This window comes from uncultured Paraglaciecola sp., from assembly GCF_963977085.1.
Classification (GTDB): domain Bacteria; phylum Pseudomonadota; class Gammaproteobacteria; order Enterobacterales; family Alteromonadaceae; genus Paraglaciecola.
Map to the genome: position 1 here is coordinate 1 of NZ_CAXBNC010000003.1, position 10,572 is coordinate 10,572.

Genomic DNA, 10,572 nt, shown 5'->3' on the forward strand with positions numbered 1-10,572 from the left:
AGCTAGAAGCTAGAAGCTAGAAGCTAGAAGCTAGAAGCTAGAAGCTAGAAGCTAAGACCGAAATAAACGCGTGTACTGGGTTTCATGCCAGGCGCTGGCCATGGCTAAACGCGGTAAGCTGGCTCCAATATTATCATCATTCACCTGATTGGCCTGTTCAATCGCATGTTCAACTTGTTCGCTTAATTCGAATAACAAGTTTTGCCCTTGGGTTTGTCCTAATGGCACTAATTTAGTGGCTGCTGCCACTTGGTTATCAATATAAGCCCAACAAAAACCACTTTGCATGGTGGTGAGTTCAAGGCCAAATAGATAAGCACTTAAAGCAAAGGCACTCACAAAGCTGATTTCTTTCTCTTTAATTAACGCAACATATTGCTGACTGTCTATGCCTTGAATATCTTTGAGCAAACGCATCAAAGCTTTACCCATAGCGACATCGGCTAAATATAACTCGTTACTTTCACGGCATGCTAAAGCGTGTTGATTCCATTGATGAAAACTAACAAAGTCATCCTCTGCCAAGGATTTTTGTAAACGATTTAACAAGGCTAAGTCAGTATGTGCAATGGACTGGCTTAAATTAAAAGCGATCCATTCTTTGGTAGACGCTGGGTCATGCACCCAGCCCATTTCTACTGCATATTCCAACCCCTGAGAAAACGAAAACCCACCTACAGGTAAATTAGCACTGCATAGTTGCAGTAACCTGTTAAGACGCAAAGGGTTTTGACTCATGCTGTTTTTAGTCATGTGAATGGGAATGACTGTGGCCATGACTTTGGCTTCCATATGCTCCGTTCTCAGGTTCAAAAATCGCCGGTGTGCGGTTAATTGATAAACCGTAGTTTTCTGCCAATTCTTCTAATACATGGTCGGGTTTAAAGCGCACCCATAACTTACCAATTTGCAAAGTGGTGTGGCGATTGCCTAAGTGGTAACAAATGCGGCTGAAGTCCATCCAGTCGGTGGCGATAGCTGTAGACACTTCTTCTGCTTTGCCTTTTACCGCAATAAGCAAACCACACTCGGTTTTTAGTACTTCTCCCACCAGCAAAGGATGGCCTCGCTGCATAAAAATGCCCAAGTCTTGTCCTTGGTCAGTGGTGATTTTAATACGTGCCTTTTTTCGGGTGTCATGATCTAAGGTGACTGAATCATCAATGGGATCATGACTGTGAGAGAGGCGTTCAAAAGCTTGCAACATGTTTTAATTAATTCCTAATGTATTGTACAAAATAGAACGTTCTACGCAGCACAATTAAAATAAACAGTAGCGCTGGGCTAATGGTAATACAGTGGCGGGTTCACAGGTAAGTAGTTCGCCATTGGCTCGTACCTCATAGGTTTGTGCGTCGACTTCAATTTCTGGTTGCCAGCTGTTGTGGATCATGTCGTCTTTGCCGATATTTCGGGTGTTTTTACACTCTGCCACCATACGAGTCATGCCGATTTTTTCGGGCACCCCTAAGTCGATAGACGCCTTAGACATAAAAGTCATAGAGGTTTTTGCAGAAGCGCTACCAAATGACCCAAACATAGGGCGATAATAAACGGGTTGTGGCGTAGGGATTGAGGCATTGGCATCACCCATAGGCGCCGCAGCAATAAAGCCCGATTTGATGATCATCGACGGTTTAATGCCAAAAAAGGCCGGTTTCCATAATACTAAATCGGCCAATTTACCTACTTCAATTGAGCCTACTTCATGGCTAATGCCGTGGCTGATTGCAGGGTTAATAGTGTACTTGGCGATATAACGCTTGATCCTAAAATTATCATTACGCTCCGTATCTGGGGCTAACGGGCCTCTTTGTTGTTTCATTTTGTGGGCTGTTTGCCAAGTACGGGTGATCATTTCACCCACACGACCCATAGCTTGTGAGTCAGAAGCAATCATACTAATGGCACCTAAGTCGTGCATGATGTCTTCGGCGGCGATACTTTCTTTACGAATACGTGAGTCGGCAAAGGCAATGTCCTCTGGAATCGATGGATCCAAGTGGTGACATACCATCAACATATCCAAATGTTCATCAATAGTATTGATGGTGTAAGGACGTGTTGGATTAGTTGACGAGGGTAAGACATTGGCCTCACCACAGGCTCGGATAATATCGGGAGAATGCCCACCACCAGCACCTTCAGTGTGGTAGGTGTGTATGGTTCGGCCTTTGAATGCGCCTATGGTGTCTTCCACAAAACCGGATTCATTTAAGGTGTCGGTATGAATAGCAATTTGCACGTCGTATTTTTCGGCGACCGATAAACAGTTGTCTATAGCCGCAGGTGTAGTGCCCCAATCTTCATGGAGTTTTAGGCCACAAACACCAGCTTCAATTTGCTCTTCTAAGGCCAAAGGTAAACTGGCGTTGCCTTTGCCTAAAAAGCCAAAATTCATAGGGAAATCGTTGGTGGCTTGCAACATCTTGTGAATGTTCCAAGGTCCCGGTGTGCAGGTTGTGGCATTGGTACCTGTAGCAGGTCCTGTGCCGCCACCTATCATAGTGGTGACACCCGACATCAAAGCTTCGTCAATTTGTTGTGGGCAAATAAAGTGAATATGAGCGTCGATGCCACCAGCTGTGAGTATTTGACCTTCACCGGCTATCACTTCAGTACCAGGACCCACTTCAATATCAATGTTGTCTTGAATATCAGGGTTGCCCGCTTTACCTATGATAGCGATGCGGCCATCTTTAATACCTACGTCGGCTTTGACTATGCCCCAGTGGTCGACAATTAGGGCGTTGGTGATCACCAAATCAGGCGTATCTTTACATGAGGCTTGGCTTTGACCCATACCGTCACGGATCACTTTACCGCCACCAAATTTGACCTCTTCGCCATAGGTAGTGGCGTCTTGTTCTACTTCGAGCCACAAATCGGTATCAGCTAAGCGCACTCTGTCGCCCACTGTGGGACCAAACATATGCGCATAAGCATGTTTATCTATACTGGCCATAATTATAATGCTCCTTGTACTAAGGCTCTAAAGCCATATACATGGCGCTTTCCAGCAAAAGGAACCAAGGTAACTTGACGTTCTTGCCCCGGCTCAAAGCGAACTGCTGTGCCTGACGTAATATCGAGGCGATAACCTTTGCACTTTTCGCGATCAAAGCTCAGTGCTGCGTTGGTTTCATAAAAATGATAGTGCGAGCCCACTTGTATGGGTCTGTCACCTGAATTGGCAACTGTGATGGCAATCTTTTCGCGGCCAACATTGAGTACACGCTCGCCTGAGTCTGTTTTGATTTCGCCTAGGATCATGTTTTGCGGCCTTTATATAATTTGTTCATGAAAAGTGTCTAAACAATGGGATTGTGGACCGTGACTAACTTAGTGCCATCAGGAAAGGTCGCTTCAACTTGGACTTCTTTGATAAGTTCTGCAATGCCTTCCATCACTTGGTCTCGAGTTAATAAGGTTCGGCCATAGTCCATCATTTCTGCCACTGTTTTACCATCTCGTGCGCCTTCCATGATTTCCATAGAAATATAGGCCATAGCTTCAGGATAATTAAGCTTAACCCCACGTTTAAGGCGGCGTTCGGCTAATAATGCTGCGGTGAACAATAGCAGTTTGTCTTTTTCTCTTGGTAATAAATCCATCTTAATCTCTACATTTGTGACTATACATTTAAGAGCTGGGCTCAACAGGCCTAACGCTTCAGGTAAACCAAATTCTGGGTTGTACGCCTTGTTTTTCGATATACAAAGGACGTATTAGTTTCCAAAGTTCAATAAATAATCCTTTACACTCATGGGCTTGCTGCCCTAAATAACGTATCACTAACAGTTGCCGAATATCGGTAATACTAATTAAAGTGTTGGCATTATTTTTATCCACTACTTCTCTAAGTTCTTCAATCAGTTGTGACCTTTGTTCATGACTGACCTGTTCACAGCCAGCATAAGCTAGAAATGTGCCAAATACTGTATTGCCGGCTAATCCTGCGGCGTGATGTTGAATGTTAGTTTTGGGTTCTATCAATACTTTATCGTGGTAAATCAGAATGTCGTCACAGTATAGTGTATTGAGTTGTGTAAAACGCCCAGAAGTAAAATTTTCGTTTGAGCTAGGCAGGCCTAAACAAGTCATGTCCCAGCCACAGTAGACGCTGGAATTGTGGAGTTTTACTGCAACATTATTCACCCCATTGGCTTGGTTATACACCAAAGTTTCAAGAGGGAAATGTTCACACTTGGCATTCGCGTCTAAGTTAATTTGGGTCACTTGAGTTTGCTTAGGATCACCTATGTCTAAATTAGTACGGGCTCGATAAAAGCGGTTTGCTCCAGGTGTGGTGACGAGTGTGTGCGCCTTAGGTTGCACATCAATTTTTACCTGTAATTCATCACCTGACACTATGCCAGCTGGTGGATGTAACAAATACAAATGTGCGCAATCTCTACCTTCAGGATAAAAGGCTTTTTGAATTGTTAAGGGACCACAACGTTTGGTTTTTGTCAGTTGGGTGCCATAAGATGAGTGACCCAACTGCAATTCTAAGCTTGCTAACCACTGACTTTTTACTCTATCTATTGCTGCTTCGGTCATCGGTTACCTAAGTTAAGGAGCGTTACTCAATGTAAGCACTGTTTTAAACGGCTAAATACTGGCCCACCAGCTCATCTGTTAGCCCTGTCATCGGGCCAGACGAAATGACTTGGCCTTTTTCCATCAATACAAATTCTTCACCCACGGCTCGGGCAAAAGGCAATTTTTGTTCGACCAAAATAATGGTCATGCCTTGTTCCTTATTTAATTTAAGTAAGACGTCACGGATTAGCTGCACGATATTGGGCTGAATGCCTTCATTTGGTTCATCCAAAATAAGCACCTCTGGATTGAGTACCAAAGCGCGTCCAATGGCAAGTTGCTGTTGCTGACCACCAGACAAATCACCGCCACGTCTATGTAACATTTCCTTTAATACCGGAAACAGTTCAAATACGTGTTCTGGTATGGTTTTACTGGTTTGACGCTTACAATTCAAACTGACTGTTAAGTTTTCTTCCACGGTTAACTGCGGAAAGATATGCCGCCCTTGAGGCACATAGCCTATACCAATGTCAGGGCGTAATTCAACTGAACTATTACTGATATCTCTATCACCAAAAGTGAGTTTGCCGGAACTAATAGGCAGCAGCCCCATAATGGTTTTCAACAAAGTGGTTTTGCCGACCCCATTGCGGCCCATAATGCAGGTACGAGAGCCTGGTTTAATGGTCAAGTCCAAGTCCCATAAAATCTGGGTGCCGCCGTATTTCTGATTGACTGCGCTTAATGTGATCATATTAACCTTGCTCCTCACCTAAATACACACGGATTACATCGGGATTGGCCTGAATCTCAGACATAGTACCTTCCGCCAAGACCGAACCTTGGTGCAATACTGATACTTTTCTGGCGATTGAACGCACAAAAGCCATATCGTGTTCGACTACCACGACTGAGTGTTCGCCTGCCAAAGAGGTGAGTAATTCTGCAGTACGTTCGGTTTCTTGCCCTGTCATACCTGCTACAGGCTCATCCACCAACAACACTCTTGGTTCTGCGGCCAATAACATGCCAATTTCAAGCCATTGCTTTTGCCCGTGTGACAATCTACCTGCTGGATAGTGACACTCAGCCACTAAGCCAATAGTGTGTAAAATCTCACCGATGCGGTCTTTTTGTTCGCCGCTTAATTTGTGAAATAAGGCGGTCCAAATACCTTTATCACCTTTAAGGCTCAGTTCAATATTTTCAAATACCGACAATTCTTCAAAAACAGTGGGTTTTTGAAATTTTCGTCCAATACCCGCCCGCGCAATTTCTGATTCATCCAGCTGTAATAAATCGACTTGTTGTCCAAAATTTACCTTGCCAGTATCGGGGCGGATTTTACCAGTAATCACATCCATTAAAGTTGTTTTGCCTGCACCATTTGCGCCGATCAAACAGCGCAACTCACCATCATTAATATAGAGGTTGAGGTTATTTAATGCCTTAAAACCATCAAAACTCAGGTTGACGTCTTCTACATATAAAATCACCCCATGGCGCGTATCAGGCACAATGTTTTCATGGGCCGTTAGGGGCGATCCTGCTTTATTGGCAGTCATGATTTTGCCTCCACTGCATCAGCTGTTTTGGCAAATTTTTGTTTAATACTGGGGAGTAACCCTGCGATGCCTTTAGGTAATAACAAAGTCACCAATACAAACAATCCGCCTAAGGCAAAGAGCCACGCTTCTGGCATAATTGCGGTAAAGCGTGTTTTGGCGTAGCTGACAATAATTGCTCCAATAATTGCACCGTATAAGGAATTTCTTCCACCTACCGCGACCCAGATCACCATTTCAATAGAATTCAGTGGCGAAAACTCACCCGGATTAATAATGCCCACTTGCGGCACATATAACGCGCCTGCAAGCCCAGCCAACATGGCCGAGACCACAAATATCCACACTTTGTAATGCTCAGGTTTGTAACCCACAAATCTTACTCGGCTTTCAGAATCACGAATGGCTGTGACTACTCTGCCCATTTTGGATTTAACGATAAAATGGCAAGCACAATATGCAAATGCTAAGGCAATAGCAGTGGCAATGAATAGGCCCAACTTAGTACTAGGAGATTGTAATGAAAAACCAAAGATCTCTTTAAAGTCAGTAAGACCATTGTTTCCACCAAAGCCCATTTCGTTGCGGAAAAATGCCAACATTAAGGCGTAGGTCATCGCTTGGGTCATGATTGATAAGTACACCCCGCTCACACGTGAACGAAATGCTAAACTACCAAAAATAAAGGCCAATAGTCCTGGGCCTAAAAACACCATGCACACCATCCATATTACGCTGTCGGATCCTGCCCAAAACCAGGGTAATTCGGTCCAGTTCAGAAAGACCATAAAGTCCGGTAAATCTGGGTTGCCATATACACCGCGATCTCCAATTTGGCGCATCAAATACATGCCCATGGCATAGCCGCCTAAGGTAAAAAATGCGCCATGACCTAAGCTTAAAATACCGCAATATCCCCAAACCAAATCTACGGCTAAGGCCAGTAACGCATAACACAGGTATTTGCCTAACAAACTGACGGTATAATCGCTCACATGAAACGCCGATGACTCAGGAAAAATGAGATTACCTAAGGTCACCAGCACAGTGGTGATAAATAAAAGGCCAATAGTAAGATGCAGAGGATCTTTACTACGAAACAGTGACTTTTGATTGCTGTCTTCAGTGATAGAGTTATTCATTAGTCTGCCGACCGCCCTTTTTGTGGAAATAGTCCTTTGGGTCGTTTTTGAATAAACAACACCAAACCAACTAATACGATGATATTGGCTAAAACTGAGCCTGTTAGTGGCTCTAGAAACTTATTAGTCAGGCCTAGAGACATGGCGGCTACTAAAGTGCCCCATAAATTGCCCACGCCACCAAATACCACCACTAAAAATGAATCGATGATATAGGCCTGCCCTAGGTTAGGCCCTACATTGGTTAATTGACTTAATACCACGCCAGCGACACCGGCAATGCCAGAACCAAGTCCAAAGGTAATGGCATCTACCCAGTCACTCTTGATACTTAAGGCTCGCGCCATATCGCGGTTTTGCGAGACTGCGCGTACATGCAGACCCAGAGAAGTTTTCTTAAGGATCAGCAACAAAGACACAAATACAAAGATTGAAAATAGAATGATGTACAAACGATTATAAGTGAGAGAAAAGATGGGGTTGATTTGCCAAGAACCACTCATCCATTCTGGACTAATCACTTGTCGGTTTAGAGGCGAAAAAATAGTTCTCACCAGTTGCTGTAAAATCAAACTAATGCCAAAAGTGGCCAATAGCGTTTCCAGTGGTCGACCTTTTAAAAAGCGAATGACACCACGTTCAATTAATATCCCTACAAATCCTGATACCAAAAATGCTGCGGGTACAGCAATCAGTAATGAATATTCAATCATGGAGGGAAAGGCTATTTGAATGACGTAAGTGGTATAGGCACCTAACATGATCATTTCGCCGTGTGCCATATTGATGACCCCCATTACCCCAAAAGTAATGGCCAGTCCTATTGCTGCCAACAGTAATACTGAGCCTAGGCTTAAGCCAAAAAATACGGTTTCTATTGCGCTGTAGAAGCTGGCACTGTTTTCGATTTCAGCTAAGGCTTTATTTAAGGCGACTTTAAGGCTTTGTTGTTGTGTCGTTAATTCTTTCTCAGGCAGGTTGGCGAGTAAACGTACCATTTCATTTTTAACTGTGGGCTCTAGTGAACCGCTGAGTTCTTTAAGGGCTACAATTTTTTCATCAAAATCACCGGCTTTAAGTTGTTGTAACGACAAGGTAGTGGCCATTAACGATTGTACTTCTTGATCTTTTTCGTCTGCTATTAACTCAGTGATGATAGCTGCCGATTCTTTGCTTGGAGAGCTAAGTAATTGCTGCACTGCTTGCAAGCGTATTTGTTTGTTGTCGTCGGTTAAATCGATTTTGGCGATAATATTACGCAAAGCACTGCGTAAGCGATTGTTGGTTTTTACTTTAGAGAGTCGCGATTTTTTGACCGCAGTCAGTGATTCTTGGCTTAAGACATCGGTAATTTCATAAAGGCGATTCTCGGTAGCCTGAGCATGCACAACTTGTTTATTGGCTCTTAAAAAATACAAATCGCCGTCTAGCATAAATTGTAATACGGCTCGAGTTTGCGGTTGTTTGGTCTGGGATATTTTCTGAATAAGCGGTGCCATTTTACCTAATTTAGTTTTAGGTAACTGATTAACCAGCTCAGTCAATTCTGCACTGGCTTTTGTATCTAGGTCTGCCTGCAAAGCATCACTTTGCCCAGAAATGAACAACAGCAGCAATAATATAAATAGTCGGTGCATTACCTGTTCCTTGCTAAGTGTCGGTTTGAACTAAAAAAGTCCGACTTCCCCTGAAAAAATGAGAAGCCGAACAACCAGGGACTGAAAGAACTAAAATATTATCAGTCGCCGTCCTCACACATAAAACTTAGAAGTTTTGACCTGAACATTTAGCTGTTTTGACATCAAAGTTTCCGCAGCTTACTGGGGCAGTCCAATCAGATATGAGATCTTTAGAGCTAGGTAAAAAGTCTGACCAAGCATCACCAATGACAGTATCTGGGGTTTCCCATACCACTTCGAATTGACCATCTTCTTGGATTTCACCAATAAGAACAGGTTTAGATAAATGATGATTGGCATTCATTACTGCTGTGCCACCGGTTAAGTTAGGTACAGCGACACCTATCATGGCTTGCTCAACTGCATCTACGTCAGTAGTACCGGCTTTTTCAACGGCTTTAACCCACATTTCAAAGCCGATATAGGTGGCTTCCATCGGATCATTGGTGACACGATCTTCATCCCCAATATATTTTTGCCATTGTTCAATAAAGGCATCGTTGCTTTCAGATTCAACACTTTGGAAATAATTCCAAGCGGCTAAGTGACCTACTAAAGGTTTAGTATCAAAACCAGACAGTTCTTCTTCACCTACAGAGAAAGCCACCACCGGAATATCTTCAGCAGAAATACCTTGGTTACCTAGCTCTTTGTAAAATGGAATGTTGGCATCACCGTTGATAGTTGAAACAACTGCTGTTTTCTTACCTTGAGATCCAAATTTTTTGATATCTGAGACTATGCCCTGCCAATCAGAATGACCAAAAGGTGTGTAGTTGATCATAATGTCTTCTGCTTTTACGCCTTTAGCTAATAAATAAGCTTCAAGAATTTTGTTAGTGGTACGTGGGTACACATAATCTGTTCCTGCTAATACCCAACGAGTCGCACCTATATCATTCATCAAATAATCCACAGCTGGTATCGCTTGTTGGTTAGGCGCTGCGCCCGTATAAAACACATTTTTAGAGGATTCTTCGCCTTCGTATTGCACTGGATAAAAAAGTAATCCATTTAGCTCTTCTAAAACAGGCAACGCAGACTTACGAGATACAGACGTCCAGCAGCCAAAAATCACGTTGACTTTGTCTTTGGCTAATAATTCACGGGTTTTTTCTGCAAATAATGGCCAGTTTGATGCAGGGTCAACCACTACAGCTTCAAGTTTTTTGCCTAACACGCCACCTTTTTTATTTTGCTCTTCAATCATCATTAACACTGTGTCTTTCAGAGTGGTTTCACTAATGGCCATAGTGCCTGATAACGAATGTAGTACACCGACTTTGATGGTGTCTTCTTGTGCAAAGGCGAATGATCCCAACACTGTGTTTACCACAACAGTACTGATCATTATTATCGTTCTTAATTTCATGATGGATCCTTGTAGATGACTTCTTAGCCCTAGTACATTTGGAATAACGTACTTGGCGAAATAAAGTACTCGGTTAAATATTTTGCTTACCAAAAGTGATGAATTGATTATTGCGGTTAGCTTGTTGAAAAGACATCAGTCAAATTACTTAGTTAATGCCTGTATATGCCTCTTGCTGATGAACATCGAAGGACCTAGACTTGTCGCACTCGCGCTATTTTTATTTTCCTCATTACAGGTATTCAGCACATTAAAGCCAAACATCC

Annotated in this window: 11 protein-coding genes; all 11 read right to left on the bottom strand. The window is 43.1% G+C overall.

Features of this window, described 5'->3' with window-relative positions; all coding sequences use genetic code 11:
* Window positions 1-51: 51 nt before the first annotated feature.
* Window positions 52-792, bottom strand: coding sequence for an urease accessory protein UreF (locus AAC000_RS04250; RefSeq protein ID WP_339720394.1), 741 nt, complete (start codon window positions 790-792; stop codon window positions 52-54).
* Complete coding sequence (ureE, locus tag AAC000_RS04255; RefSeq protein ID WP_339720395.1) at window positions 746-1,207, bottom strand: urease accessory protein UreE; 462 nt, start codon at window positions 1,205-1,207, stop codon at window positions 746-748. The genes AAC000_RS04250 and ureE overlap by 47 nt, the downstream gene beginning before the upstream one ends.
* Before the next feature lie 54 nt (window positions 1,208-1,261).
* Window positions 1,262-2,965 (bottom strand): urease subunit alpha, encoded by a 1,704-nt coding sequence (gene ureC, locus AAC000_RS04260; protein WP_339720396.1) that lies wholly within the window; start codon window positions 2,963-2,965, stop codon window positions 1,262-1,264.
* Between the two features lie 2 nt (window positions 2,966-2,967).
* Entirely contained in the window at window positions 2,968-3,273 is a 306-nt protein-coding gene (locus AAC000_RS04265) for an urease subunit beta (protein WP_339720397.1), read from the bottom strand.
* Window positions 3,274-3,311: 38 nt separating this feature from the next.
* Window positions 3,312-3,614 (bottom strand): urease subunit gamma, encoded by a 303-nt coding sequence (ureA, locus tag AAC000_RS04270; protein ID WP_339720399.1) that lies wholly within the window; start codon window positions 3,612-3,614, stop codon window positions 3,312-3,314.
* Between the two features lie 58 nt (window positions 3,615-3,672).
* Complete coding sequence (locus tag AAC000_RS04275) at window positions 3,673-4,563, bottom strand: urease accessory protein UreD (protein ID WP_339720401.1); 891 nt, start codon at window positions 4,561-4,563, stop codon at window positions 3,673-3,675.
* Between the two features lie 43 nt (window positions 4,564-4,606).
* Entirely contained in the window at window positions 4,607-5,302 is a 696-nt protein-coding gene (gene urtE, locus AAC000_RS04280) for an urea ABC transporter ATP-binding subunit UrtE (RefSeq protein ID WP_339720403.1), read from the bottom strand.
* Between the two features lies 1 nt (window position 5,303).
* Window positions 5,304-6,113: an urea ABC transporter ATP-binding protein UrtD gene (gene urtD / locus AAC000_RS04285; RefSeq protein ID WP_339720405.1), complete on the bottom strand. Its 810-nt coding sequence runs from the start codon at window positions 6,111-6,113 to the stop codon at window positions 5,304-5,306.
* Complete coding sequence (gene urtC / locus AAC000_RS04290) at window positions 6,110-7,255, bottom strand: urea ABC transporter permease subunit UrtC (protein ID WP_339720407.1); 1,146 nt, start codon at window positions 7,253-7,255, stop codon at window positions 6,110-6,112. Before urtC ends, urtD begins: the two co-directional genes overlap by 4 nt.
* Window positions 7,255-8,892 carry an urea ABC transporter permease subunit UrtB gene (gene urtB, locus AAC000_RS04295; protein WP_339720409.1) on the bottom strand — a complete coding sequence of 546 codons (1,638 nt, stop codon included), beginning with the start codon at window positions 8,890-8,892 and terminating at the stop codon, window positions 7,255-7,257. The genes urtC and urtB overlap by 1 nt, the downstream gene beginning before the upstream one ends.
* A gap of 127 nt (window positions 8,893-9,019) precedes the next feature.
* Window positions 9,020-10,306, bottom strand: a complete 1,287-nt coding sequence (gene urtA / locus AAC000_RS04300) for an urea ABC transporter substrate-binding protein (RefSeq protein ID WP_339720410.1) — start codon at window positions 10,304-10,306, stop codon at window positions 9,020-9,022.
* Between the last annotated feature and the right edge of the window lie 266 nt (window positions 10,307-10,572).

Excerpts from the sequence above, each read along its gene's own strand:
- AAC000_RS04250 (WP_339720394.1), bottom strand. The coding sequence starts at position 792 with ATGGAAGCCAAAGTCATGGCCACAGTCATTCCCATTCACATGACTAAA.
- ureE (WP_339720395.1), bottom strand. The coding sequence starts at position 1,207 with ATGTTGCAAGCTTTTGAACGCCTCTCTCACAGTCATGATCCCATTGAT.
- ureC (WP_339720396.1), bottom strand. The coding sequence starts at position 2,965 with ATGGCCAGTATAGATAAACATGCTTATGCGCATATGTTTGGTCCCACA.
- AAC000_RS04265 (WP_339720397.1), bottom strand. The coding sequence starts at position 3,273 with ATGATCCTAGGCGAAATCAAAACAGACTCAGGCGAGCGTGTACTCAAT.
- ureA (WP_339720399.1), bottom strand. The coding sequence starts at position 3,614 with ATGGATTTATTACCAAGAGAAAAAGACAAACTGCTATTGTTCACCGCA.
- AAC000_RS04275 (WP_339720401.1), bottom strand. The coding sequence starts at position 4,563 with ATGACCGAAGCAGCAATAGATAGAGTAAAAAGTCAGTGGTTAGCAAGC.
- urtE (WP_339720403.1), bottom strand. The coding sequence starts at position 5,302 with ATGATCACATTAAGCGCAGTCAATCAGAAATACGGCGGCACCCAGATT.
- urtD (WP_339720405.1), bottom strand. The coding sequence starts at position 6,113 with ATGACTGCCAATAAAGCAGGATCGCCCCTAACGGCCCATGAAAACATT.
- urtC (WP_339720407.1), bottom strand. The coding sequence starts at position 7,255 with ATGAATAACTCTATCACTGAAGACAGCAATCAAAAGTCACTGTTTCGT.
- urtB (WP_339720409.1), bottom strand. The coding sequence starts at position 8,892 with ATGCACCGACTATTTATATTATTGCTGCTGTTGTTCATTTCTGGGCAA.
- urtA (WP_339720410.1), bottom strand. The coding sequence starts at position 10,306 with ATGAAATTAAGAACGATAATAATGATCAGTACTGTTGTGGTAAACACA.